17 protein-coding genes are annotated in these 26,982 nt (G+C 62.0%); 8 read left to right on the top strand and 9 right to left on the bottom strand.

Annotation, left to right across the window (positions count from 1 at the left end):
* Positions 1 to 96: 96 nt before the first annotated feature.
* Complete coding sequence (locus NKF25_RS05825; protein ID WP_253225758.1) at positions 97 to 4,311, bottom strand: PKD domain-containing protein; 4,215 nt, start codon at positions 4,309 to 4,311, stop codon at positions 97 to 99.
* A gap of 126 nt (positions 4,312 to 4,437) precedes the next feature.
* The gene (locus tag NKF25_RS05820; protein WP_253225757.1) at positions 4,438 to 5,868 is read right to left on the bottom strand and encodes an arylsulfatase; all 1,431 of its coding nucleotides are present in this window, start codon (positions 5,866 to 5,868) and stop codon (positions 4,438 to 4,440) included.
* A gap of 146 nt (positions 5,869 to 6,014) precedes the next feature.
* Here NKF25_RS05820 and NKF25_RS05815 point away from each other — a divergent pair, with 146 nt between their 5' ends.
* From NKF25_RS05815 to NKF25_RS05795, 5 genes are all read left to right on the top strand, one after another.
* Complete coding sequence (locus tag NKF25_RS05815; RefSeq protein WP_253225756.1) at positions 6,015 to 7,409, top strand: sulfatase; 1,395 nt, start codon at positions 6,015 to 6,017, stop codon at positions 7,407 to 7,409.
* A 355-nt stretch (positions 7,410 to 7,764) separates the two neighbouring features.
* Complete coding sequence (locus NKF25_RS05810) at positions 7,765 to 9,591, top strand: hypothetical protein (protein WP_253225755.1); 1,827 nt, start codon at positions 7,765 to 7,767, stop codon at positions 9,589 to 9,591.
* 157 nt (positions 9,592 to 9,748) lie between these two features.
* Positions 9,749 to 10,885 carry a HEAT repeat domain-containing protein gene (locus NKF25_RS05805; RefSeq protein ID WP_253225754.1) on the top strand — a complete coding sequence of 379 codons (1,137 nt, stop codon included), beginning with the start codon at positions 9,749 to 9,751 and terminating at the stop codon, positions 10,883 to 10,885.
* Positions 10,886 to 10,926: 41 nt separating this feature from the next.
* On the top strand, positions 10,927 to 12,822 hold the full coding sequence (locus NKF25_RS05800; RefSeq protein WP_253225753.1) for a BNR-4 repeat-containing protein: 1,896 nt from the start codon (positions 10,927 to 10,929) through the stop codon (positions 12,820 to 12,822).
* Positions 12,823 to 12,867: 45 nt separating this feature from the next.
* Entirely contained in the window at positions 12,868 to 14,916 is a 2,049-nt protein-coding gene (locus tag NKF25_RS05795) for a prolyl oligopeptidase family serine peptidase (protein WP_253225752.1), read from the top strand.
* A 36-nt stretch (positions 14,917 to 14,952) separates the two neighbouring features.
* On the opposite strand, the gene NKF25_RS05790 is transcribed toward NKF25_RS05795, so the two are convergent.
* The 4 genes from NKF25_RS05790 to NKF25_RS05775 all read right to left on the bottom strand — a co-directional run bounded on the left by NKF25_RS05790 (position 14,953) and on the right by NKF25_RS05775 (position 19,678).
* The gene (locus tag NKF25_RS05790; RefSeq protein ID WP_253225751.1) at positions 14,953 to 16,041 is read right to left on the bottom strand and encodes an ABC transporter permease; all 1,089 of its coding nucleotides are present in this window, start codon (positions 16,039 to 16,041) and stop codon (positions 14,953 to 14,955) included.
* Positions 16,028 to 16,942 carry an ABC transporter permease gene (locus NKF25_RS05785; RefSeq protein WP_342766309.1) on the bottom strand — a complete coding sequence of 305 codons (915 nt, stop codon included), beginning with the start codon at positions 16,940 to 16,942 and terminating at the stop codon, positions 16,028 to 16,030. Before NKF25_RS05785 ends, NKF25_RS05790 begins: the two co-directional genes overlap by 14 nt.
* Before the next feature lie 248 nt (positions 16,943 to 17,190).
* Positions 17,191 to 17,412 (bottom strand): hypothetical protein, encoded by a 222-nt coding sequence (locus NKF25_RS05780; protein ID WP_066147055.1) that lies wholly within the window; start codon positions 17,410 to 17,412, stop codon positions 17,191 to 17,193.
* Positions 17,413 to 17,488: 76 nt separating this feature from the next.
* Positions 17,489 to 19,678 (bottom strand): ABC transporter ATP-binding protein, encoded by a 2,190-nt coding sequence (locus NKF25_RS05775; RefSeq protein WP_256490486.1) that lies wholly within the window; start codon positions 19,676 to 19,678, stop codon positions 17,489 to 17,491.
* Positions 19,679 to 19,937: 259 nt separating this feature from the next.
* Here NKF25_RS05775 and NKF25_RS05770 point away from each other — a divergent pair, with 259 nt between their 5' ends.
* Positions 19,938 to 20,180 (top strand): hypothetical protein, encoded by a 243-nt coding sequence (locus tag NKF25_RS05770; protein ID WP_253225748.1) that lies wholly within the window; start codon positions 19,938 to 19,940, stop codon positions 20,178 to 20,180.
* A gap of 73 nt (positions 20,181 to 20,253) precedes the next feature.
* Here NKF25_RS05770 and NKF25_RS05765 read toward each other — a convergent pair whose 3' ends face one another.
* Positions 20,254 to 22,119 carry an ABC transporter substrate-binding protein gene (locus NKF25_RS05765; protein WP_253225747.1) on the bottom strand — a complete coding sequence of 622 codons (1,866 nt, stop codon included), beginning with the start codon at positions 22,117 to 22,119 and terminating at the stop codon, positions 20,254 to 20,256.
* A 475-nt stretch (positions 22,120 to 22,594) separates the two neighbouring features.
* Entirely contained in the window at positions 22,595 to 23,740 is a 1,146-nt protein-coding gene (locus NKF25_RS05760; protein WP_253225746.1) for a GNAT family N-acetyltransferase, read from the bottom strand.
* Positions 23,741 to 23,900: 160 nt separating this feature from the next.
* Here NKF25_RS05760 and NKF25_RS05755 point away from each other — a divergent pair, with 160 nt between their 5' ends.
* Positions 23,901 to 24,863, top strand: a complete 963-nt coding sequence (locus NKF25_RS05755) for a Gfo/Idh/MocA family oxidoreductase (RefSeq protein WP_253225745.1) — start codon at positions 23,901 to 23,903, stop codon at positions 24,861 to 24,863.
* A gap of 44 nt (positions 24,864 to 24,907) precedes the next feature.
* Here NKF25_RS05755 and NKF25_RS05750 read toward each other — a convergent pair whose 3' ends face one another.
* Positions 24,908 to 25,798 (bottom strand): Gfo/Idh/MocA family oxidoreductase, encoded by an 891-nt coding sequence (locus NKF25_RS05750; protein ID WP_253225744.1) that lies wholly within the window; start codon positions 25,796 to 25,798, stop codon positions 24,908 to 24,910.
* 114 nt (positions 25,799 to 25,912) lie between these two features.
* Between NKF25_RS05750 and NKF25_RS05745 the strand changes: the two genes are divergently transcribed.
* Positions 25,913 to 26,980, top strand: coding sequence for a Gfo/Idh/MocA family oxidoreductase (locus tag NKF25_RS05745; protein WP_253225743.1), 1,068 nt, complete (start codon positions 25,913 to 25,915; stop codon positions 26,978 to 26,980).
* The last annotated feature ends 2 nt before the right edge of the window (positions 26,981 to 26,982 follow it).

Genomic DNA, 26,982 nt, shown 5'->3' with positions numbered 1-26,982 from the left:
TGCGCGGTTCCGTTCGGTGATCCGGACCGTCGTTCGGGACTCGAAGACGACCGTCTCCGACTTCGGTATCCGCACCGTCGTCCCGGATCACATCGCTCATCCGACCGTGATAGTCACCTCGTCGGTCGTCGAGTGGCCGGTGTTGTCGGTGGCGGTCAGCACCACGGTGTGTTCGCCCGTCCCGCCGTACTGATGTTCCGTCCACCATCCCGTCGCCGACGTTCCGTCGCCGAAGTCCCACTCCAGCGACTCGATCCAACGGTCGTTACTCGTCGTGTCCTTGGCGAAGAACTCGACGTCTTCACCGGTCGACGGTTCGGTCGTACTCGGCTGAATCCGTGCGATCGGTTCGCTGAGGTCGGAGACGGAAATCGTGATCTCGTCGGTAGTCGTCCGTCCGTCGTTGGCCGTCGCGGTCAGTTCGACGGTGTATTCGCCGCGGTCATCGTACCGATGGTCGTTCCACCACCCCGTCGCCGACGTTCCGTCGCCGAAGTCCCACTCCAGCGACTCGACCCAACGGTCGTTGCCCGTCGTATCGTCGGCGTCGAATTCGAGACGTTCGCCGACCGTTGCAGTCGTGGAACTGGGATCGATGCTGGCGAACAGCAGTTTCCACGTGTTACTGAGCGGAATGTAGAACTCGTCGCCCTCGGAGAGGTAGTATTCGTATCCCCCATCGTCGAGTTGGTCGGGATTCGTGAACGACTCTATCGTCGTCCGCTCGCCGACATCGACGGTCGTGTGGTTTCCTGACTTCGAGGTCCCGTGAACAGGGTAGACGCCGTTGACTAACCCGTCCGTTTGGACGTATATCTGACCGCCTTGCGCCCGGTCGATGTCGCTGACGTGTTCGTCGACGGTGACGTCGAGTTCGTTCTGGATCGTCATTTCGCGGGTGAAGTCCTCGACGGTCCCGGTGAACTGGCCGTGGGACGCGTCGATGAGCGGTAAGTTCGCTCCCATCGGGGTGAGCGACCGTCCGTCGTTGAGGTACGCGTGGACGGGTTCCCCGTCCCGCTCGCTGTAGACGGCGAAGAACCCCTCGAACGAGAACACGTCTCCGACGTCGTACGTTCGGTCGGAGTCGCCTCCGTAGGCGACGTAGTCCGTTCGCCCGTTCGTCAGTTCGACCTTGACCGCGCGGGCGGCGGTACCGTCGCCATCCGTGGTTATCGGAACCGCTTCCGTCGACTCGATGAATCGATCGCTCATGTACGGTTCGACCACGGACGTGAACGTGCTCTCGATGTCGGTTCCGGTACGTCGAGCGATGACGTACTTGATGGTGTCCGGTTGGTTGTCCGTATCCGGCGGGTGGCCGTCCATGACGGCGATTTCGTCGTGTTCACCGAGCATCGTCAACCGGAGGTGGATGTCGGCGTCGTCGTCCCGGGTTCCCCAGTAGTCCTCGATATCCCAGTCGATGCTGGCGTGAGTCGACGGGTCGTCGTCGCGAGCGACGTTGTCGAGGTAGTTGAACCCGTTGCCAACCTCCTGGTTGTACTGGGAGTCGGGATTCGCCACGTTCTCGGGCTTCGGAACGTCGGGTCCGGCGTACGTGCCGCCGTCCTGTTCCACGAGGTTCAACCCGCCCGTGGCCACGTCACCGACCCAGCCGTGGAAACTGAAGCGGTGGTCGTCGCCGCCGTCGATGTGGAAGAAGTCGACGCCGTAGGAGTTCACGTCGTCGACGTGGATCATCGCGGTGGTGCGGCGATAGTCGTCCGTTTGGGGATACACCTGCGGCGCGGCCACCTCCGACAACTGAACCATGTCGGTGTCGTCGAAGTGCTTCGGGACGGCGACGCGCTGTCCCTCCTGCCGACGTTCGTCCACCATGACCGTGTTGTGGGCGATGGTGTTCTTGTGCCAGTAGCGCCGCCGCGGCCAGCTCCCCGTGAGGGTCGGGTAGCCGTTGTCGGGTGCGAGGTCGAGTTCGTACGCCATCACGCCGAGGTTCAGCGTGTCGCGGTGGGTGTGATTGCCGTAGTCCCCTGTCCGGCCGTAGTACGTCCAGATACCGCGTTTGGCGTTGCCCTTCTCGACCGCGTTCTGTCGCCGGTACCAGTCGTCGCGGTCATAGGTTTCGAACTGGATGATACCCATCTTGTAGTTCGACGCGTCGTCGTTCTTGCCGACGTTCCGGAAGGTGATTTCGTGCGTTCCCTCGGAGAGTTCGGCGGTACCGTCCAGCGCGACGAAGTCACCCTTCGCACCGGTCGTCTCGTCGTAGAAGTCGTAGGTATCGACCACCGTTCCGTCGATTTCGATGTCGTAAATCCCGTAGACGGACGATTCGAACGGGCGAAGGGTGAAATGATACGTGCCCGCGTCGGTTATCTCGAACGCGAACGTGATGTGCTGACCGGGCTCGTTCGCTTCCAGTTGGAGGGTGTTTTCCCCGAACGCGTCCTTGGATTCGAGTGAGAGCGCATCGACCTCGGACGGCCGCCAGACGCCGGTCGAACGCTCGATGACCTCCAGCGAGAGGAAGCGATACTTCGTCCCGCCGTCGTTCAGGGCCTTGTAATTCTTCCCGTCGCGCAGTGCCGTAAACCCGTAGGACGGCTGAATGGTGCTTCCCAGGTCCAGCGGCCCGTCCGCCGCGATGATCGCTTCGACGTCCTCGCGAAGTTGCGTGGGATCCTCGGAGAAGATGTCGCCGCGAAGCCCTTCCGTCGAGAAGCCGTTGATGAAGTGAAGCGTCTGTCCGAAGATGTCCTCGCCGTACACCTCGAAGGCGTTTCGTTTCGAGTTCTCGTCCAGGTACAACCGGTTCGGATGCGCGTCCCCGATCAGCGGCGTGTGTTTATCCAGCATGATGAGCGGGATGTGCGTGTGCATGATACGGTGGAATTTGACGTGCTCGTAGAGGTCCGCCCCGTCGAACCCGTCGTAGCCACGCAGGAGGTCGCCGATGTCGAGCACCGCCGCTTGCGCGATGGGATTGTACAGCGGGGACGATTCGTCGAAATAGCCGTCGCGCCCCTCCGTGTCGACGAGTTTTGCCATGACGTTCCCGCCCGTCGTCGCCCACTTCTCCGGCTCCTTGTACCAGACGTCGCCCGTGAATATCTCCCGACCGGGTTGGAACACCCAGTGGAGCGCATCCCGCGTGTAGCCGTTCGGCTCGTCGAGTATCCGCGCCGAGATGGTGACCGCGGGCAACTGTCCACGGGCGGGGGCGAGTTGGGATTGCTTCGCGGCCGGAAGGATCTCCCTGAGCAGGCCGTCCTCGATGTTCTTCCGGATTTTCCCGACGCTGTCCTTCGTCTCCAGTCCTGGAAACTCCTCGACTTTCCCCTGGAGGAAGTCCACCAACTGTTGGTCTCCCTCCATGCCCGGGAAGATGGCGTCGTACGCCCGCATCACGGGGCGGATGAGATTGGGTTCCCAGTGGGAACCGATTATCTTCCCGGTCTGGCGGCCGCCGGTGTTGTTGTGGTAGTGACCGCCCGCTCGCGGGTCGCAGTACGCCGAGACGTCCATGTCCGGGTACACGTCCGCGATGCGGTCGAGCAGGATCGCACAGGGACGCGAGTACTTCTGGTCGCCCGTGAGGAGGAACGCGTCGGTGAATGATCGCATCATGCGAACGACGCCGCCGGGTCGCCAGACGCCCCAGTGGTTGTAGTACGCGACGAAGTCCCACCACGCACCCTCTCCCTCGCCGAGGTCGTCGTTCGTGTCCTGCCACCCGTATCCGTCGTCGACGCCCCAGCCTTCGCCCATCTCGGGGTGTTCCTCGTTGACGAGGTACTGATCGTCGGCCAGTTCCGGATCGAACATCCCCTTGTCGTCCAGGCCGCTCCGGCGATACGACGCGAAGTCGTTCGTCGGGAACACGTACTCGCCGTCGGTTATCTTCCACGGGTCGTCGTACTGGTCCCAACTGTCATAGAACGGGTTGTCCCAGTGGTAGTCCGGACTGAGAAACGAGGACCGCGGCACCGTCTGTGCCGGGATGAAGTGCCACAATTCGTCGAGCGTATCGAACCTGTCGAGAAACTCGTCGGCGGTCACAACGGCATCGTCACGCTGGGATTTCGCCCAATCGTACTGCTGAATGTTCTCCCTCGCGTTCTGTCGATCTTCGGTCGTCCAGATAGTGGGGCGCGTCTTCGCGTTGGACGCGTCGGTGCTCGATGCGGCGGCCCCCGTCCCAAGCGCGGAGAGCACGGCACTCGCACTCGCGACCTTGAGGAAGTCCCGTCGTTCCAGTTCGAAGGATGTCGATACGTCGTCAGCTATGCTCTCGGGTGACCAGCGCTGCCGCTGGTCGTCCGAGAGATCGTGTTCTCTCTCCATTGCGTGTTATTATCTAACGTAATAGCTGATAAATATTTCGACGATCCATGTTGTGAATAGTTGTGAGAGAGGATTACAGCGCCGAAATCGACGAATTGAGTCAACAGCTACACCGTTCGTCGACAGCTATACCGGCGGCCGGTCGACCTCCCGTGGAGTCAATTGCTCGCCGTCGGTGTAGTCGAACGGATGGTCCTCCAACTGCTCGATGAGACGGTTACGAAGCGACGAGAGCGTTCCTTCGTACGCCGGGTTGGTCGATTCGTCCGAGATTTCGTCGGGGTCCTCCGCCAGGTCGAACAGCAACTCCTCCCCCGTCACGGAGTTCCAGATATATTTGTGCTCGTCGGTGACCACGTACTGCATCGCGTTCTCGTCGTGGTATATCGGGCCGTGTTCGCCGTGATAGCACTCGCGCCACTCCGAACTCCCCTCGATGAGTGGGAGGAGACTCCGCCCTTCGACCGTCTCCGGAATCGGTGCACCCGCGAGGTCGAGAACGGTCGGCATGATGTCTTCGAGGCCGACGGGGTCATCGATTCGCTCGTCCGTCGGCGGTTCCATCCCCTCCGGAAACCGAACGAGCAGCGGCACCCGAGCGGACCCCTCGTAGGCGTACGTCTTCCGCCAGAGCAGGTGGTCGCCCAGCATCTCCCCGTGGTCGGCGGTGAAGACGACGACCGTGTTATCCAACCCCCCGGTCGTCCGTAGTTTGCCGAGCAGTCGGTTGATCTGGTGGTCGATGTGGGTGATGGAAGCGTAGTATCCGGCGCGCGCCCGGTGAATCGTGGTCGGTGACAGGTCGGCACACCACGCGTCGGTCGCCGGAACGTCGGGGACGTGTTGGCGGTACGTTTCCTCCGCCCAGTCGCCCACGGCGGGTGCCGGAATCTCCCGGTCGATGTACTGGTCCCAGTACGTCTGTGGCGGGTCGAACGGTTGGTGCGGTCGGACGTACGAGACGGCGTGGAAGAACGGTCGCGTCGGGTCGCGTTTCTCGAAGAATTCGAGCGCGCGGTTCGTCGTCCAGTTCGTCGGGTGGAGGTGCTCCGGGAGATGTGACGGGCGGGGGTCCCACGAATTTCTCCCGCACCCGTGGGAAATTTCATCGAAGTCGCCGTCGCTCCGCTCGGCAAGCCACTCCGAATAGTCGTCGTCCAACCCGTTGAGCCCCGCGTGGAGGACGATATGCTCGAACCCGAAATGATTGCGAGGGGGGAGCGAATGGGTCTTTCCCGTCAGTCGGGTCTGATACCCGGCTTTCGAGAGTTCTCCGGGGAGCGTGTGCGGGAACGACCACTCGGCGGTCGTCCAGTTCGTACACCCGTTCGTCGCGGGCGTCTGTCCGGTCCAGAGACACCGGCGAGCGGGTATCGAGGAGGGGGCGGGCGTGTATGCGCGGGAGAAGAGCGCCCCTCGCTCGACGAACCGGTTAAGGTTCGGCGTGTGTACGAGCGGAAAGCCGTCTTCGTCGCGCGGACAGTTCGGATCGATTCCGAGCGCATCGCCTCGGTGTTGATCCGTCATGATGAACAGAACGTTCGGCCGGTCGGGCATGTGAGAAGTTTCACACGGAGTGGGGATATAATTTCCTCCCGTATTCCCTGCTATTTTGTATTCGGATGTGCGTGCAACGGGCCGACGCGGACCGCCGTCGAATCGGGGAAAAGTATAGTTGCACGACCTGCGAACGGTCGAACGAAATGGTACGAATCCTGTATCTGGACGTCGATTCGCTCCGCGCCGACCACGTCGGTGCCTACGGCCAGTCCGCGCCGACGACGCCGAACATCGACGCGCTCGCCGCAGATTCGGTTCGCTTCGATGCCGCCTACGTCGCGAACTCGCCCTGTATGCCGTCCCGCGCCGCGCTGATGACCGGCCGATACGGTATCCACAACGGCGTGGAGACGCACGGGAGACACTCCCAGCAGGTACACAATCCGCGACACTGGACCGACTGGGCGGGGAGTTGGGCCGAGAGCACCGAAAACGAACACGACTGGTGGCACCTGCCGGAACTGTTCTTTCAAAATCGGATCATCACGGGAGGGATATCGTCGTTCCCGAGACACCCCGCGCCGTGGTTTTACCACGTGTGGCACGAGTTTCGACAGCCACAGGAACCGGACGGGGAGGGTGAGTATTTCCAGACGCCGCGTGCGGAGACGGTTGCGGACGAAGCCATCGATTTTATCGACAACCTCGACGCCGAGGAGTTCTTCCTCTACGCGCAGTTCTGGGACCCGCACGGCCCGTACAACCGGTCGGAATCGGAGATAGAGGAGTTCCGTGGGTGTTCACTGCCGCCGTACCCGACCGCGGAGCAGATAGCCGAGCACCGAACGTGGGACGCGTGGCGGTCGGCGTCACACATGGAGGTCGAAAGCAGGGACGACCTCGCCGAAGAACTCGCTCAATACCGCGCCGAAATCCGCTACGCGGACCGACACATCGGTCGCATCATCGAGCATCTCAAAGCCGAGGGGTTGTACGACGAGACGCTCATCGTGTTAACGGCCGATCACGGCGAGGAGTTCGGGGAACACGGGCTGTACCGCGAACATTGGAGTACTCACGACGGGACCCAACGCGTCCCGCTCCTCGTCAAACCGCCCGCCTCGTCCGCCGCGGAACCCGGCGCGAGGGAGCAGTTGGTGACCAACGTCGATATGGCACCGACGCTCGCGGCGTTTGCAGGTATCGAACCGCCGTCCCGGTGGCAGGGCGAATCGCTCGTTCCGCTCCTTCGGGACCCGGACGCCGATTGGCGGTCGCACGTCGTCTTCGACCACGGACTGTACACCGCACAGCGGACGATTCGAACCGAACGGTGGAAGCTCATCAGGACGTATCATCCGGGGATGTGGGGCGAGTCCGTCCCCGACTACCAACTGTACGACATGGTCGCGGACCCGTGGGAGCAGGACGACCGGGCGAAGGACCGTCCGGAACTCGTCTCCGACCTCGACCGACGACGGCTGTCGTGGGCGGACCGACACCTCGGTTCGAGGGAGGATCCACTCCACGTCATCGCCCGCGACGGTCCCGCCGGTTTCAACGCGTACCGAGGCTCCTTTTCCGGGAAAACCACGTGACAACGTAACCGCCGTTTGGCCTTTCCAAACGCGCGGACGGACGAACTCCTTCGGACGGTCGTTCCATCCCTGTTGGCTCAATCACGATTACAGTCATAGTGATGTAATAGATTTCGCAGTACTCGCGGACGGTTTACCCAAATTTCCGACGGCTGTTTGGGAGGGGGAAACGGCTTCAGCACGGCTCAAACCGCTCGATGTGCTGACGCTTCGGACCGACGGACACCGTGAGTCGGCCGATATCGACGAGGATCTACGTTTGGTATTAGTAAACAACTCGGACGTCGCTCGCGCGGTTGTTTCCCAGCTAACGGACACCGAGGTTTATTAGCGGTAACCGACAACCATGGAACGAATGGTCGTCAGCAAACGGGAGTACCAAGCCGTTATCGAGTCAGGGCTGGCCACCCTCCGTCGGCCGGAACTGTCCGAGTACTGGGACGGCGAGTACCGGGACGACGAATGGGGTGGTCGTCACCGAATCGTTCAGGACTTCGCGCTCATCTACGCCGTCCTCTACGAACTGACCGGGACGGAGGAGTACCGCGACAGAGCAGCGGAGCATCTGCTCGATTTCGGACAGGGGGACCACTTCGCGTCCATCCTCTGCGGGACGGCGTACGAACTGCTCGCCGACGAACTGTCGCCGGACGAGCGCGCGACGTTCGGTGCCGAATGGGCCGCGGAAGCCGAGGATTCGCTGGACCGATACGTCGGCGACCGCGAGGAAATCGAATCGTGGGACCAAGTGAGCAACCACGCCATCGGTGCCTGTTTCTACGCGGATTACGCGTGTCACCTCTTTCCGGAGGAGGGCGCGAAACACGACTACGGGAGACGGACGGACGCCGTGTGGGACGCGTGGTGGGACCGTCGGGAGTTCCACGAACAGGCGTCGAACTACGAGGGGTTCGCCGAGACCTTCCTTTCGGCGTGGGCGGACATCAGGGGACGGACGGACGCGTTCTACGGAACCCCCAGCGTGGTCAACATGCTGGAACGAAACCTGAAGGTGATCACGCCCGGCGGCATCGTGACCCCGTACGGCGACACGGGGTATCACCAACATCAGTGCAAATGGATCGCGCTCTTCGAACGGGTCGCGCGCGACCGTTCCGACGGTCGCTTTCAGGACGCCGCGGCGGACGTCTTCTCGTACTTTCGGACCCACGTCTTCGAGCGATTTCTCGACACGGTCGGGGACCTACCGGCGGAGGAGTCGGTTTACAACGGCCGACTCATCTTCAAGAATCACCTGCACGAACTGGCATGGCTGAGCCTCGCGGCGCTGTGGCACGATTCGACCGTCGATTCGCGGGGCCGCCCCGAACCGGCGGGTCGCATTCGGCGGCTTCCCTACGGCTACGTCCTGAACGACGCGGATACGCGGTTGCTCCCCGACCGTCGAATGGTGGACGGACAGGTCGCGCTCACCGGGGGAGAGCCAGGCTCGGACGAACACACCTACCTCCTGCTTTCGGTCGGCCCGGAACTCGTCCACGACCACGCGGACGCGAGCGCCATCCAGGTCCTCAGCCGTGATTCCTCCGTCCTCCTCGGCACGAACGGCTACCTCCAACGCGAACTGTTGTACCACAACGCGTTCTACGTTCAACCGAGCGACTGGGGCCGGTATCCGGAGGACGACCCGGAGCGAATACTCTCCGGCGACGGAAACTGTCGTGGCTCCATCGAGGAACTCCGGACGGGCGGGGAGACGGCTCACTGTCGGGTGACGTTCGAGCGGTTCCACGGGATGCCCGTCCGGGTGACCCGTGAACTGCTGCTCGACGACGCCGGGGAGGTGACGCTCGTCGACAGGGTCCGAGCGCGCGAGGACGGCTACTGCGGCGGACCGCTGTTCCACGCCGAGACCATCGACGAACTGTCGGACGGCACCTACCGCCTCCGAACGAACCAACTCCGCTCGCTCGGCAACGTCGTGAGTCATAACCCACCGGGGGAGCTAGCGGTCGACGTTTCGGCCACGAACTGCTCGACGACGGTCGTCCAACCGTCGTACCCGCCGGTCTACGAGGAGAGTTACAACGACTTCCCGACGACCGAATACAAACGGATTTGGAAGCGGAGCTACGCCGCACGCAACTGCCTCGCCCCGCGATGCGAGTTCGAGGCGGGCGAGGAAACCGTCTTCGTGACACGCCTCCGTCCGACCTCGTGACCGACACCGTCGTGAAATCGGTGGAGCCACGAAACCAACGCGGTCGTTACGACCAACCGAACTCTCGGTGCTGGACATCGCGAAGTTGGGCATTTCGAACGACCGTCGGCGGGCGGGATACAGTTAAGTGGCGACGACGTTTGGGATAGATCATTGAATGACCTCTTCGGAAAAACCCGACCGGGCCCGCGCGGATTCGCTCCTCGAAACCACGAGGAGCGACCCTCACGCGGTCTCGGTAGCGGAGTTAGTCGAAGTCATGGTTCGTGGCACTCCGGAGGCACGGACGGTCGCCGCCGAAGCGTACGCGGTCGTGGTCGCGGCCCGTCCGACCGTCGCCGCGTCGGTCGCCTCGGAACTTCGTGACTCCATCGCCGACGGGGATGAGGACGTCCGCGCTGGGGCGGCACGAACCGTCGCTCACCTCGCCGACGACGACCCGGAACCGTTCCGGGAGACGGTCGAACCGTTGCTCCCGATGCTCGAATCGCCGGTGGAGTTGGGGCGCGAGCAGGCGGTGTTCGCCGTTCTCGCGCTCTCACGGCGATTTCCAATCGATGTCGAACCCGGATTTTCGGCGTTGCTTCGCCTCCTCGAAGCGGAAACGGAACCCGTCGAACGGGAACCGCACATCCCCGGACGGGAACCGAACCCCTCCGGACGGGAGTTCGGCCACGCGAGGGCGGAGAACGACGTCGTCAGGTTCGCCGCAGCACGGACGCTACGCAACGTGGCGACGGAGCGACCGGAAACGGCGGTGGAGGCGGTCGCCCACTTCGGGCCGTTGCTGGACGACCGAAACGCCGACGTACGGGCGACGGCGTGCGAGGTGTTCGCCGTCGTCGCCGAGGAGCGGACTCCCGCCGTCCGTCCGCAGTTGGGAAAACTGGTCGAACTGCTCGTCAGCGACCCGGAACACCCAGTTCCGTGGAAGGCCGCGTCGGCGCTCGCCGAACTCACCGACGAGTATCCGGAAGCGTTCGCGGACGCCGTCGTTGGCGACGCGGACGAACTCGCGCTCTTCCTCGACGACCCCGACCCGGATGTTCGCGGACTGGGCGTCGCGTTCCTCTCGTATCTCGCGGAGTATCACCCCGAGGCGGTCGAACGAGCGAGCGGACCCCTCCGGACGCTCCTCACCGACGAGAACCCGCTCATCCGCGCGAACGCGGTTCGGACGCTTCGAACCGCGAACGCGGTTTCCCCCGCCGACCTCCGCGAAGTGGCGGAGAACGACCCCGACCCGGACGTGCGGGACGTCGCTGCGACGGCAGTCAGGCGACTTCGTCGCTGAAGGGAGGAAGATTCAAAGGGCTCGGCGCTGGAATAACGCGTATGACGCCCCCAGCAGGGGATACGCTCCGAATCGGATTGTTCGGCTACTGGCCCGGAACGTGCTCCCCCGACGGCTTCCTTCGGGATTACTCGCCCGAATCGAACCACGGTATCGTCGGCTTCGACGCCCGCTGGATCTGGTTTACGAACCCGCGAGCGGTGCGCTACGTCGGGAACGAGGATCGAACGTACGTCGGCTATCTCGGCGGGCCGACCGGGACGGACATTCGGGTCGGCGCGTACGACCACCGGGCGAACGAGTGGGAAGGGACGACGCTCCACGCGTCGTTCTCGGCGGACGACCACACCAACCCGTCGCTCGTCGTTCGAGAGGACGGCCATCTGCTCGTGTTCTGGACCGGTCACAACGGGGAGACGATTTTCTACGCGATATCCGAGGAACCGGAGTCGGCGTCCGAATTCGGTCGGCGTCGAACCATCTCACAGCACGTCGTCACGTACCCGAACCCGGTGCTGGTACCGGAGAACGGCCGATCCACGCTGTACCTCTTCTATCGGGATCGGGAGGTAACCGCGGACGCCACCGACGACGAGTACGGCTACATCGGCGACGGCAACGTCTACTATCGGCGGTCGTTCGACGGCGGTTCGAAGTGGACGGACCAGCACGAGATGGTCGCCGCGCCGGACGGCCACTATTCGATGTACTTCGTCCACGCGCAGGGCGACGACGGGACGGTTCACTTCTTCCTCACGGACGCCGAGCGCGGCGGCGACGCCCCGAAGTGGCACGTGCTGCACTGTGCTTACCGCGACGGCGCGTTCTACCGCGCCGACGGCAGTCGGATAGCGTGTGAGGCGGAACTGCCGTTGACGCGTTCCGATTTGGAGGTCGTGTACGACTCCGCGAACGAGAACAACGAGTACGCGTGGGTGTGGGATTGCGGGGTCGATGCCGACGGAAATCCGGCCGTCGTCTACGCCACGTTTCCCTCGACGCTCGATCACGAGTATCGTTACGCGCGATGGGACGGTGACAGTTGGCTCGACCATCACATCACCACTGCGGGGCGGTACATCGAGGAGGACGGCGTCGAACTGCACTACTCGGCCGGTATCGCGATGGACCCATCGGACCCGGACGTCGTCTACGCCTGTTTCCACCGGGACGGCTACCGCGGACTGAAACGGTTGGAGACGGACACCGGCGGACGAACGTGGGCGGCGCGAGACGTCGCCACTCGATCCGCCGGAACCGTCCTCCGTCCCGTCGTTCCGTTGAACGCGGCGGCCGAGGTCCCAGTCCTCTGGCTCGCCGGAACGTACCGGAACATGCACTCCTCGGGGACGGTCCTTCGCGGCCTTCCGGGCGACGGGGACGACGAGATGGACGATGAGAACGGCGGGATCGAAGGGAGCGCCCTCGTCGGCGACGGAACGCGAGGCGTCTCGCTCGGCCCGCATCGGTTCCGAAATCACGTCTTCCGCGACGGGGTGTCCGTTTCAGCGCTGGTGTCCCCGTCCGACCCGGCGGACGAAGGGGTCGTCGCGAATTTTGGCGGCGCGATTCGGCTCGGGTTTTCGCGGGAAACGGAGGGCAGTATCGAGTTCACGCTGTCGGATGGCGGAGACGACGAGCGGACCGCGTGCTGGGAGTGGGACGACGGGGGTGTCCGGCGCTTCGTCGAAGGGAAGTGGGACGGGGCGGAGATGCGGTTGCTCATCGACGGCGAGACGGTCGATACGCGACCGTTCGAGGGTCCGCTCGAATTCGGCACCGAACCGGCGGACTGGACGCTCCTGCGGGACGCGTACCTCATGGGGAGCGGATTCCGGGGGCGTGTCGAGGAAGTTCGACTGTACGACCGGTGTCCGTCCGTAGCGGAGAGCAGGCGACTCGCGGAACTGGTGCGGGAGACGGGGTTGGGGAGGTAGCTCCGCTAGAATTATGCCGAGCCGTACCGTCCGTTGTGACAATCGATGAAACGCTTTCAACGAAACGTAGACGGGTTCTACGACGTCGAGAATCAGCTTCCTCGATATCTCCGGGCCGTCGCCGAAGAAGGGTTCGAACGGGCGCGAACCGAGCGGCGGGAAATCGACGGTCGGCAGGCGGCGATGGCGGACGCCGACCGGAAACGCGCGTACTTCCTCGACGCCATCGGCGGACTCCCCGACGAACGGTGCGAGTTGCGGGCCGAACGGACGGGGAGACTGAGACGGGACGGCTACGACGTGGAGAACGTCGTCTTCGAGAGCCTCCCGGATTTCCACGTGACCGCGAACGTCTACGTCCCGCGCGAAGCCAGAGACGAAGGAACGGACGAGAGTAGCGGCGAGAAGGAAGACGAGAATCGACCGTTCCCCGGTGTCCTCTTTTGCTGTGGCCACTCCGACCTCGGAAAGGGAGCGGCCGTCTATCAGCAGGTCTGCATCGATCTCGTTCGCAACGGGTTCGTCGTGCTCGCCATCGACCCTCTCGGACAGGGGGAACGCCACCAGTTCTACGACCCGGAGACCGGGGAACTCCCGCGACGGAACACCACTGAACACACGTTTCTCAACCAGCAGTGTACGTTCGCCGGGGCGAACGTCGCCCGATACATGGTCTGGGATGGAATTCGCGCGCTCGACTACCTCGAACGCAGATCGGACGTGGATTCGGATCGGATCGGCGTGACGGGGAACTCGGGCGGGGGGCTACAGACGGCCTACCTCGCGTTGGTCGAGGACCGCATCGATGCGGCGGTCCCGTGCTGTTTCATCACCTCGAAGCGAGCGTACATGGACACGGGACAGGGACAGGACGGGGAGCAGATCATCCACCGAGCCATCGACCGCGGACCGCGCTACGACGACTTCCTCTCGGCGTTCGCACCCAAGCCGGTACTCGTGGGGGCCGCACGGTCCGACTTCCTGCCCATCGAGGGAACGCGGCGGTCCTACGAACGCGCGCGGTCCGTGTACGAGCAGTACGACCGCGAGGACGCCATCGACATCGTAGTCGCGGACGATACGCACGGCTTCAGTCCGACGCTGCGCGAGGCGACAGTCAACTGGTTCAGGGAGCATCTCCGGGACGAACCGGTTGACTTCCGAACCGACTCCCCCGAACCGATCGATCCGGAAGAACTCCACTGTACGGCGGCGGGAGAGGTCAGAGCCGCATTTTCGGACGAGACGACGGTCACCGCGCTGAACCGTGCGTACATCGCCGCGAACGCGCCCGACGCGGCGACCCGTCCCGAGGTTTCGGACGCCGACCGATACGTGAAGGAGATGCGCGAACGAGTCCGACAGCGGTTCGACCTCGACCGCCGGAGACCGGCCCTCCACCCTCGCCGCTACGAGACGGAACGGATGGACGGCATCACGTGGGAGAAGGTGTTCTTCCCGACCGAACGCGACCCGACGGTGGTCGTGACGGGAATCGTCGCTCGGGCGGACGACGGCCTCGAAGCGAGCGGCGATCCTCTGCTCCTCCTGTACGAACGCGGCACCGACGACGTCGAGAACCGAACGCCGGATATCCGCGACCTCGTCGCCGAACACGGCTTCGTGCTCGCGTTCGACCCACGAGGCGTCGGCGCGGTGCGCGCACGTAACGTGAACACGCCGCTGATGAACGGCGGGGACTACGACGACTACCACGGGACGAAGAACAAGTTGGCCGCCGACGCGACGATGCTGGGAACCTCGCTCCTGGCGATGCAGGTGTTCGACGTCACGCGGGGATGTGAGTACCTCCGCGACCGCCTCGGTGACGGGGTCGACGTCGCCGTCGAAGGACACGGTTCGATGGCACTTCACGCGTTACTGACCGCCGTCGCCACACCGTCCATCCGGACGGTTTCGCTCGTGAATCCCGTGCCGTCGTTCCACGAGATGGCCACCTCCCCCGACACGACCATCGACCACGGGTTGACCGCCCACGGCGTCGTCGGGACGGTCGATATCCCTCAACTCCTCCCGGCGTTGCACGACCGGGAAATCCGCTGGACGGGTGCGGAGCCGTCTCGGTATCGCTGATTCTGAACTTCCAAAAATTCGTGGTCGGACTGCCGCTCAGTCGTGTTGCGGGTCGTCCGAGTCGCCGCCGACGGTTTTGGCGTGTCGGGCGCGGATGCGGGGGTTGAACACGCGGTCCATCCCCTGCGTGAACATGATCAGCCCGAACGACAGGATGATGATGACGAGCATGGGCCAGAACAGCCAGTAGAAGTGGTTCAAGTTCACCAGCGCGTGTCCCTCCTTGTACGCGAGGTTCATCACGACGCCCCAATTGAACGTGGTGAACGGGAGGATGCCGAGGAAGTAGAGCGCGACGGACTCGAAGACGACGCGCCGTGCCGCCGACGCCGAGTTGATCATGACGTACGGCATGAGTTGCGGAACGATGTCCTTCCCGAGAATGGTACCGGAGGAGAGACCCATCGTTCGGGACGCCTCGACGTAGGACTCCTCGCGGATGGTGAGCACCTGCGAGCGGAGCGCCCGCGCGAGTCCGGGCCAGTTGTCGATAGCGAGGAGTATCCCCACGAGATACGGATTCTTCGGCGGATAGACGGCCGCGATGACGATGATGAGCGGCAAGCCCGGAATGGTCAACACGATGTCCGTGACGAACATCAGGACCGCGTCGACCTTCCCGCCCTTATACCCCGCCGTGACGCCGATGATCGTCGCGAGGGCGATGGAGACGATGGCCCCGGCGAAGATCATCTTGATCATCGCCGGTGTCGCGTGAACGAGTTGTTTGCCGATGGGTTCGCCGAACTTACCGGTTCCCAAGGGATCGGCAAAATCCGCGGCGCTCACGTGGAGACCGGGAATGACGGTCGGTCCCTCGTTGGGATCGAAGTGAGACATGGGAGGGAGGTAGTTCGGCGCATCGTTCGCCATCGGCTTGTCGACGAGTTTGACGCCGACCGTGCCAACCAACAGGAAGACGAGGATTATCGTCGTCCCGATACGCGCCCGCCAATCGTGCCACGCGACGCGACCCGGCGCGAATACGTACGCGTCGAGGACTCGACGGATGCGGTCGTTTCGGGAAATCGGTTGGGACCCGATGTCGCCGTCCATCATACCGAACAGTTCCTCGTCGCTCGGGTGGCCGCCGTCGGTCGCCGTCTTTTCGTTAGAACGCTTCATTTTTGTCTCCTGTACTGGCGCGCGGGTCGACGATTCCGTACGTGACGTCCGCGACGAGGATACCGATGATGGTGACGGTCGTGAAGAAGATGAACGATCCCATCAACAACGGGTAGTCCCGCGCTTTCAGCGCACCGTACGTGTACCACCCGACCCCGGGATACGTGAAGATGTACTCCAAAATGACGCTGCTGCTGAACACGGCCGAGATACCGATCATGAGTTGGGTGTACATCGGGAGAATCGCGTTCCGCGCGACGTATCGCGTCGCGATGCGCGTCGAACTGATCCCCCGAAGTCGGGCGACCCGGAGGTAGTCCTCGCCGAGGATGCGGATACTGTTGCCGCGCATCGCGAGCGCCCGACCGCCGAACCCGATGATGAAACTCGAAAGGATCGGTAACGCCGCGTGCCGAAGGATACTCACCATGAACGCGACGTTGAACCCCGCGATGAGGTCGGTGTTGTACCGCCCACCCGTCGGAAACCATTCGAGGTTGTAGGCGAAGATAGCCAGCAGCACGATGGCACCGACGTAGTACGGAATCGAATTGAGGAGGATGGCCCCGACCGTCGACGATTGGTCGAAGCGCGTTCCCTCCTTGTACGCCATCACGGCACCGAGCAGGATGTTCGCCGTGTATCCCAGCGCGAGGCCGTAGACGCTGATGAACACCGACCACGGCATCGCCTCGAAGAGGATGTCGAACACCGGACGACTGTATCGGATGGATTCGCCGAAGTCCTGATACAGGATGATGTCGCGGAGATAGTTTATGTACTGGATGTATATCGGCTGATTCGGTTCGATACCGGTGTACAACTGGACCATGTCGTCGATACGTTCGGTGTTGATACCGGCACCGCTCGCTGCTGCCTGCTGTATCATCCGGTTTCTCATGGCCTCTATCGGTCCTCCCGGCATGAGTCGGAAGAGAACGAACGCGAGCGTTACCGCGACGACTAAAGTCAGAACTGCCTGTGCTGTCCGTCTCAAATAGTATCCCATTTCGGTGTGTGTTAGTATGACTCAAGATCTATTATAACTTATGCTGAACGAGGACGTGAGTCGAACGGCGAATCCCGGTCCGGGGTGGATTTCGAGTCGTGATTCGAGACGGTCGAACGACCATAACGTGGCGTTCGTCATCAGCCACACTTGACGACGAAAAAACCGGTGACGAGCGTCAGCGTGGAGAGACCGACGATATTGAGGACCGTCACGACGTACGTGGCCGTTCCCGGTTCGAGTCCGAAGAGCGAAAGGACCGAAAGGACCAACACGGCGGCGCTGAGGTAGAAAATCGTCTTCAGTTGGTCCTCGTAATCGCAGATGTGGTCGAGCAGACTCTTCGAAAATCGTTCGCTCATTCACCGATAATACAACAACACACACTATAAGTGTTGGTCAGGAACGACGGGAAATCGGTGCGGTCGACGAGGACGACTACTCCGCTTCCTCGGCCCCTTCGAGCGGTTCGCTGTTCCAGTACTCGTGCGTTTTATCCTCCCTGAAACAGGCCGTACGGGAGTTGTGATCCGACTGCCGGAGTTCCGGCGAGGCGCGTTTACATGCCTCCCGCGCCTTCGGACAGCGGGTGTGGAACCGGCACCCGCTCGGCGGGTTCAACGGGTCGGGAACGTCGATCTTTCGAATCGGCGGTTCCTCCTGGCTCTCCGCCGCAGCGATGTCGGGGTCCATCGCGGGGGTCGCCCATTTGAGCACCTTGGTGTACGGGTGGGACGGGTTTCGGAGCACCTCCTCGGCGGGTCCGATTTCCACGAGTTCGCCGAGATACATGATGCCGATGCGTCCGCCCGATTTCTCCGCGAGGTATCGCGCGTTGGAGAAGTCGTGGGAGATGAACAGGAACGACGTGTCGAAGAGGTCCTGCAGTTCGAGCATGAGGTCCATCATCTCGACGCGCAGCGACACGTCGAGGGCGCTCACCGCCTCGTCGGCCAGAATGAGGTCCGGACTCATCAACAGCGCACGCAACAGGGCGACGCGTTGCTTTTCGCCGCCGCTGAGTTGGTGGGGGAATCGCATCGCGTAGTCCGACGCCGGTTTCATCCCGACCCGTTCGAGCAGGTTGTAGACGTACGCCTCGCGCTCGTTGGCGTTCATCTCCGGCTTCCACTTCTTCAGCGGCGCTGCGAGGCTCGTCAGAACCGTTCTCGTCGGGTTCAACGAACTACCCGGGTCCTGATGGATGATCTGCAGCGAGCGCCGTATCTCGTCGTGGGGAACGTCGATGTCCCCGCGTCCTTCCTTCGCGTCCCAGATATCCTGTCCGCGGTAGGTGACGCTTCCCTCGGTCGGCCGCTGGAGACCGATGCTCGTCTTGCCGAGCGTCGTCTTCCCGCAACCGCTCTCGCCGACGAGGGCGACCACCTCGTTTTCCTCGATGTCGAGCGACACGTCGTTGACGGCCTGGACGACCGCCATTTCGTCCGAAAACAGGCGGTCCAACAGTCCCGACTCATCGAACGTGACGCTGACGTCCTCCAGCGAGACGATCGTCTCGGACGTCGTTCTGCCGAACCGAGTCGTCCCTCGTTGGGGCTGAGATTCCACCTCCTGTTGTAACGAGTAGGACACGGCATCCTCGGCCTCCTTCCAGTGGAAACACGCCGCTCGATGCCCGTCGTCCGGATCATCGACGGTGTGGTATCCCGGTTCCGCCGTCGTACACTGATCGTCGGCGAGCGCACAGCGGGGGGCGTACGAGCACCCCTCCGGAACGTTGACCGGGTCCGGGCTTTCGCCCTCGATTGCGTGTAGTTCCTCCAAGGGTGCATCGACGCTCGGGACGGATTTCAGCAGTGCTCGTGTGTACGGATGGCTCGCGTGTCGAAGGAGTTCCTCGCTCGGGGCGTACTCGACGAATTCGAAGGCGTACATCACCGCCAACCGGTCCGAGAGTCCGGCGACGAGTGGAAGGTCGTGGGTGATGAAAACGATGGTCAGATCGTACCGCTCCTGTAGTTTCGCGAGGAGCCGAATGATGGAGCGTTGCATCAACAGGTCCAGCGCCGCCGTGGGTTCGTCCATGACGAGTACCTCCGGTTCGAGCACGAGCGACAGCGCGATGAGCACCCGCTGTTGCATCCCGCCGCTCAATTCGTGTGGATACGAATCGAGCACCCGCTCGGAGTCGAGATAGAGGTCGTCGAGGATGCGTCTGGCGTGTGCCATCCGCTCGTCGTGATCTGCGTTGTGCGCTTTGATGGTCTCCTCGAAGTGCTCGCCGATCTTCATCGTCGGATTGAACGAACTCATCGCACCCTGGAACACCATCGATATCTCCTCCCAGCGGAACGATTCCAGTTCGCTTTCGGTCAACGAGAGAACGTCGACGGGGTCCCCGTCCTCCGGGTGATAGATGATTTCCCCGCTCGTCCGCCCCGGTTCGACGACCGCGTGGAGGAGCGCCGAGGCGAACATCGATTTCCCGCTCCCGCTCTCCCCGATGACGCCGAGGATCTCGTCGCGGTAAATCTCCATATCGACCCCGTCGAGCACCCGCGACGTCCCGCGGTCCATATCGAACGTGACCTCGACGTTACGAAGCTCCAGGATCACGTCGTTATCCGTCGATCGTTTCCGGCTGATTTCGGATTCACTTACTGTCATCGTTTCACTTGTGTTCGTTACCGTGTCGTTTCGTCCGCACACGCCGCTTCGGGTTCCGGCACGACCCCGTCCGACTTCACGAGTAACTAATCCGAACAAACGCTAATAATCTTTGTCCCTATCGGACCGTATCGACCGCCGCTCCGGACGGAAGACGGTTCTCGTCGGGAGCGGGCTATCGCTCGACCGGACGGAGACGCCTTCTGCAGGAGCGCGGTCAATATTTATATAGATGGATAGTGAATCGTTCGCATACTCTATGGCGTCGTCCACGCAACCAGTCACTCGACACGTCCCGCCGTCGGTCGTAACGCTGCTCAAAACGCTTCGAGGGTCGTTCCTGTTCTTCGTGATGGCGGTCGGTGTCGCCTGTATCTTCACGGGTCTCGTACTCCAATACGTCCTCGGTAAGGGCATTCTCGCGGGAATGTTCGGCGTCTGGGGCTTCTCGGCGCTACTGGCTGGCGGGGTCGGGTATCTCGTTCTCTCGTACGTTCAGTGACGACCCACCGACCACCTCGGTAGCTAGTTCTTCCGGGTGAAACCCGCGTCGTGATCGGACGAGCATCGTCCGATCAGTTCTTCTTCGCTTTGATGTTGCCACGCTTGAGGTTGGTGTAGCAGGCCCGATACGACTTCCAATCGTTCGAATCGGTGTTCTGGAACGTGAAGTTCTCCGTGTCCCCCCAACTACCGCTGGCGCTCTGATAGAGGTCGATCTGCGGCAGGTGGAAGTTCCAGTACCACGAATACTTCCGAGCGAGGCGGCGGTTTTCCTGTTTCGTCTGTGCGCTCTTCCACTTCTGGGTCAGTTCGAACAGGTTGAGTCTCTCGGTAGCGCCGGAGAGGTCCTCCGCACCCACTTTCTTCGGAATCTCCGGCTTCAGTTCCCGTCCGTCGAACTGGGACCGGCTCTTTCCCTGTTGGAGCCAGCGTTTGACCGCGCCGGGTTCGCCGAGTTCGTTGCCGAACTGATGGTCGCTGCGGAAGTAGTAGTAGGGATGTGCCGTCAGCGCGCCGTGTTCGTCGATAGTCATGTCGAACGTCGGGGTGTCCGAATATTTCGAGGAGAAGTTGTTCGCCGAGAGGGTCATGAAGTTGACGTTGAATCCGGCCTGCTTCAGTTGGTCCTTCAACGTCTTTCCGTGCGGGGCGAACCGCGTCTCGACGGCCAGTTCGAACGTGACCTTCTTTCCGCTCGAATCCGTCCACGTGCCGCCCTTCTTCTTGTATCCGGCGTCGCGCATCAGTTTCGCCACGCGGTCGGTGTCGCTTTTCGTCGGATAGTCGATGTACTCGTTCAGTTGGTCCTCGCCGACCCATTTCTTCCCGACGGCGGGCGGCAGTCCGCTCTGCGTGGATAGCGTGTAGTTCTTCCCGCCGATGTTCGACATGAGTTTGTTCGTATCGATGGCACACGCGACGGCCTGACGGACCTGCCGCTTTCGTAGGTGTTTCGCCGCCTTTCCGATCAATCCGAAGTTGATCTTCGTCATGTACGTGTCCCGGTACGTGTTGACGTTCTTGATGTACTCCGGTCCGACCCCTTCGTCGATCCATTCCGAACGCAGGCCGAACCCGAGGTCGAGCTTGTCGTTTTTGATCTGATTGGCGAGCGTCTCCTCCTTGGCGACGTTGAGTTGCAGTTTCGGGATGTCGATTTCGTCGGCGTACGGGTGTTTGTCGAACTTCTCGAACACCATCTTCTGGTTGTCCGCTTTCGTTAGCTTGAACGCGCCGGTCCCGAGTCCCTTGTCGATGAGGTCCTTCGTCGGTATTTTGACTTCCTTCCCGAGTTTCTCCTTGAGACTCTCGCGTTCGGACTGCTTCGAGACGTCCTGGAACTTCTCGACCCACGGTTTGTACGTTTCACGATATCCCCGGACGTTTGCGCCGAGGTAGCCGCCGAGGCTGTATTTCAGGAGTTGCGGGTTCTGGGGTTCCTTGTGGTATCGCTTGAGGGTGTAGTCGTCGGGCATCTCCAACTTCTTCAGGTCGCTCCCTTCCGGGTCCATGAGGCGGGCCAACTCCTCGAAGTAGTATTTGTCGGCCGCCTTCACTTTCTTCCCGTTCCACCAGTACCAGTCCTTCTGGAACTTGATGGTGGTCACCTGTTTGTCGGCGTCGTACGACCAATCGTCGAGCATCGTCGTCTTCACGCTTCCGTCGGCGAAGAACCGAACGACCCTCGCACAGACGAGCCAACTCGTCGTCCACGGGTAGTTCGTCGCCCACGGGTTCCACGTCATCCGGGTCGGCAGCCGTTCGATCCACGTGTTGATCGTGTCCTCCTTGAGCGAACCCTGCTTCTTCTTTTTCTTTCCTCCCATACAGCCGGCCAGTCCGGTGGCGACAGCCGCCGAACTGGCGGTCAACAGCCGTCGCCGCGAGAGGCTTTCGGCGACGCTCGGGGAGCTGTCTCGCTTGCTAGTCTTTGCCATTACAATAAATCGTTACACACAATGTCTTATATAATTTGCTACGCAGGGACATTTTGATATATAATTAAATATATAAAATAACGTCTGTTCATCGAGAATTTTCAATACTATCGGAACGTGACCTGCGGAAACGGTGTCGGTTGACGGACGACGAGGACGCGAACGCCTCGGTGATTCGACGATGAAGCGACGAGTGGCCGTCGATTCGTTCGAATCGAATCCGGTACCGGTCGAATCGCATGCGCCCCAAACTAGTATCCATAGTTTTAAGATGACCTTCGGTAAATGGCGGAATACAGGATACATCGTTCACGTCGTTCGCCCTAGTTGTCACCTCCCACCAACGTCGTGATCTCCTGTGCCCCTGCTGACGCGATTCGCGCCTATCGAAAATCGAACGGTTCCTCGGCGGTTCGTTCGGGTGCGTCTGATCCCGCGCGTTCGAGGCGGGTCTGCACCCCCGAACGCATCTCCGTCAGACGTGTTCCGTCTTCCAGACGAAGAAATCGAGGGGCAACACCGCCGCCAGAATCGGATGGCGTTCCTTGAGTTCTCGCTTTCGGTCGTGAAATCCGAAGAGGAGTGCAACCAAATCGTTCTCGTCCAGTTCCAGTTCCGGTTCGTCGTCGGTCGAAGCCACATCGACGGTTTCCGGGGTGTACGATATCCGAACCGCGTCGTCCGCTCCCCGGACCCCGAGCGTGAGCGACCCGTCGCCGGTTTCCGCGGCGGACCGCCAACGACGTCGTATCTGATCGCTGAAGCGGTCGAGCATCGTCGCCGGATCGAGAACCTTGAGGTTCCGGTGGTTCCGTAGACTCCACGTCCTGCTGTGACGGCGAAACGTCGTATTGAGCGGGTGTCGCGGGGGAACGATCGCGGTGAGGGTGTCGATGTCGTACGATTCGAAGAGGTGAGTCAACACGGCTTCTATCCCGCGCGCCGAACCGCCGAACTCGGCGATGATTCGGGCGCGACTCTCGCGGGAGAGGCTCACGTACGCGGCCTCGTCGCCGCGTTCGTACAGCAACGTTTCGAGCCCCCGTTGACCGAATACGGTGCGACTCCGTTCCTCGTCACGTTTCACTCGATACGGCTCTTCCCCGTGGAGCGTCCGAAGCAGGTCGAGTTGTTCGTCGCTTCCGTCGTAGGGGACGACCCGTTCGTGGTCGGAATCGGTCCCGGAGAACGAACGACCGTGAATCTCGTACCGGAACTCCCGACCGGCCGACTCCCACCCGAAGTGGTTGTACCGCTGTCTGTTCCCGCTCAACTCGGCGAGCGGTACGTTTCGGGCTTCCATCCGGTCGAACCAGAAATCGATCAGTTCGCTCATGTAGCCGCTACCCCGGTACTGCTTGTGGGTCGCGACCCCGCCGAACCCCCAGCATTCGACTTCCTCGCCGCCGATGACGAACGTTTGCGGGAACGCACCCACGTGACTGACGATCCGTCCGTCCTCTCGGATGATCGCGTGATTTTCCATTCGGGAGGGGTCGTAGCAGTATGGTAATCGCGCGGCCATCCCGCCGCGTTCGTAACTGAAATAGCGATCCAGCAGTTCCATCATCTCGGGAAACTCGTCCGCCGTGGCGAGTCGAGGGCCGTCACTGTCACTCATGGATTCCACGCCGATAAAGGCGGTTTCAGTACAAAAGTGTTGGTAATAATCCTCAGGGATGGCCCCGAACGGCCCGGACCGCGTCCTACCGTATCGTCCGTCGAACATCGACGACGTACGGCGATAATTTTAATTGACACCGCTGCGAGAACTGATACCAATGGACATCGCTTGTACCGGTGCCGGAGTGATGGCATCGCGCCTCCTCGACGCCGTGGACGGTATGGACGACTGCACGCTCGTCGCGGTCTGTGACGTCGACGAAGGAAACGCACGGAAAGCGGCGGAACCCAGAAACGCGGCGGTTTACACGGACCACGAAACGATGCTCGCGGAACACGAACTCGACGCGCTGTTGTTGGCGATTCCGTCGTTCGCCCACACGAATCAGGCCACTCTCGCCGCGCGGCAGGGCATCGACCTGTTCGTGGAAAAGCCCGTGGCGCGGACGGCGGAGAAAGCCCACGAGATACGGTCCGCCATCGAGGAGAACGACGTCATCTCCCAGACGGGATATCTCTTCAGATACGCCGACATCACGGAACGCGCACGCGAACTCGTCGAGGACCGGACGATAGGACTGATGGACGGTCGGTATTGGGGCGGAATTCCGGGCCGTCCGTGGGGGCGGGAGAAGGAGAAGTCCGGCGGCGGAAACGTCCAACTCGCGACGCACGTCTTCGACGTGCTCCGCTACTTCGGCGGGGAAGTGAACTCGATAACCACGTACGGCAACCGACGCGTTCGGGACGAAATCGATTTCGAGGACGTGAACACGTCGAGTATGGAGCACGCGAACGGTATCGTCAGCCACGTTTCGACGAACTGCATCACGCCCGTCGGCACGCAGGTAACGCTGGTCGGCGACGGCTTCGAGTTGACCCTCGATTACACCGCGGAGACGCTGACGGGGAGCGTGGACGGTGAGGAAATCCGATTCGAAGGGTGCGGCCGCGCCGTCGAAACGGAAGTCGAGTCCTTCGTAAACGCGGTCGAACGGCGGGATGCGAGCGACGTTCGAACCGATTACGCGGACGGGGTGAAAACGCTCGAATTGACGCTCGCGGCGAACGAATCCCTCGAAACGGGTGCCCCCGTCGTTCTCGACGGGCCGGATTCGTAGCCGGAAATGACGACCCTCCGTTACCGTCTCGGCGAAGCCAGCGATCAGTAGTAGGGTTCGTATTCCGCGAGGAAGGAATCACCGTCCCGATACACCTCCCGAAGGAGGTCACTGTCGGGGGTGACTGTTCGACCGCTCTCGATGGCCGCCTCGATGCCCAACAGCAACGTGGCAGAATCGAGAAGTCGGCGGGTGTCGTCCCGGTCGCCGCGGGCGACCGATTCGAACGCGGCGAGGAACGGCGCGTACATCTCGGCGAAGGACGTTTCGTTCCCTTCGATCCGCACGGCCCGCGTTTCGGTGCCGACGTCCAACAACCCGAAACTCGCGTTCGTCGGCGTGCCGTCGAACCGAATCGTTCCGTGAGTTCCGTTCGAAAACCGAATTTCCGTCCTCGTCCCCGGGGAATCGACCACCCGAACCTCGGTCCAGTCCGCGTCGGCGAGCATCCGGACCGCATCCACCATGTGAACCCGATAGTAGAAGTAGTCGTTGTAGCCCGCACCGAAGAGGGAACGCCCCGTCTCTTCCCGTATGAGCGACGTGATTTCGGGATGAAACGGGACGGCGGAACCGCCGAACAAGGGTGCGTGCTCGGTTGCCGCCGCGATCGCCTCGATGTCTTCGTACCGCCCGGCGAGCGGTTTGTCGATCAAGGTCGGAACACCCGCTTCGAGGAACGGCGTCGCGAGCGGGCGGTGCGTTCCCCAATCGACCGTGAGAACCATCGCCGCGTCGACGTGTGATACCATCTCCCCCGGTTCGTGAAAGTATTGCGCGTCGTATTTCGAGGCGAACGTTTCCGTGTACGATGGTTCCCGGACCGAATTATCGTCCCACACGGCGCTGACGGTCATATCCTCTGTCTCGTCTATGAGCGGCGCAAACGCCTCTGCGTGGCTCGTATCGAGCCCGATGATACCGATATCTAGCATGTCCGTATTCTTATCTCACGTGAAAACAACATAAATCTCACCGTCGATAAAGTAAACTATCCTAATTTTTATACGAAGGTTGAAATACGACTGCGAAGAACTAACTCGATACTAATGGCTCAGCAGAAGGTAGCGTTCATCGGTACCGGGCCGGACCCGGATACCCCGGATTGGGGAACGAGTGCGGCGATGTCGTACCATCACGCGGATGCGTACGCGGCGCTCGAAAATTGCTCGCTCGTGGCGTGTGCGGACCTCGTCAGGGATCACGCGGAGGCGTTCGCCGACCGGTTCGGCATCGACCGTCACGACGTTTACGAGGACTACATGGAGATGCTCCGTGCGGTCGAACCGGACATCGTGAGCGTTTGTACGCCGGTACCGACGCACGCGGACATCGTCATCGACTGCACCGAGAGCGACGCGCTCCGTGCCATCCACTGCGAAAAACCGATGGCGGACACGTTCGGCGACTGTCGTCGCATGGTGTCGGCGTGTGCCGACAACGACATTCAATTGACGTTCAACCACCAGCGACGGTTTAGCGAAACGTATCTCGAAGCGCGACGCCGTATAACGGAGGGAGAGATCGGGACCATCGAACGGGTCGAAATCGGCGGGAAGAACCTCTTCGACTTCGGAAGCCACCTGATCGACGTCTGTAACGGTCTGAACGACGGGCGAAGGCCGGAGTGGGCGCTCTGTCAGGTCGACTACAGCGTCGAGAACGTCCGGTACGGGTCGCACAACGAAAACCAAGCGCTGGCGATGTGGGAGTACGAAAACGGGGTCCATGCACTGCTTTCGACAGGCGACGGCACCGCCGCCTTCGACAGTCTCGTCCGCGTTCGCGGGACGGAAGGCGTTCTCGATCTGTGGCCGTCCGGCGAGCACGACCTGCGCGTACACCGCGACGGGGAGACGACGCCGGAGGCGGTTGATTGTGAGAACGATACCCGTCCTATCTTCGGTGCGATAGCGGACGTCGTTTCGAGCCTCGACGGGGGAACGACGCCCGTCCTCGACGCCGAAGACGTGCTGACGGCGAACGAGATCATCTTCGGTTGCTGGGAGTCCGTTCGGCGGCGCGGGCGCGTCGAATTCCCGCTGGAGATCGAGGACAACCCGCTCCAATCGATGGTCGAATCGGGTGCCCTCACCCCGCGTTCCGCGGAGGAGTGACA

The organism is Haladaptatus sp. AB643 (genome assembly GCF_024136975.1).
Taxonomy (GTDB): domain Archaea; phylum Halobacteriota; class Halobacteria; order Halobacteriales; family Haladaptataceae; genus Haladaptatus.
Note: the sequence above shows the minus strand (reverse complement) of the source record. Positions and strands in the feature narration are given on the sequence as shown.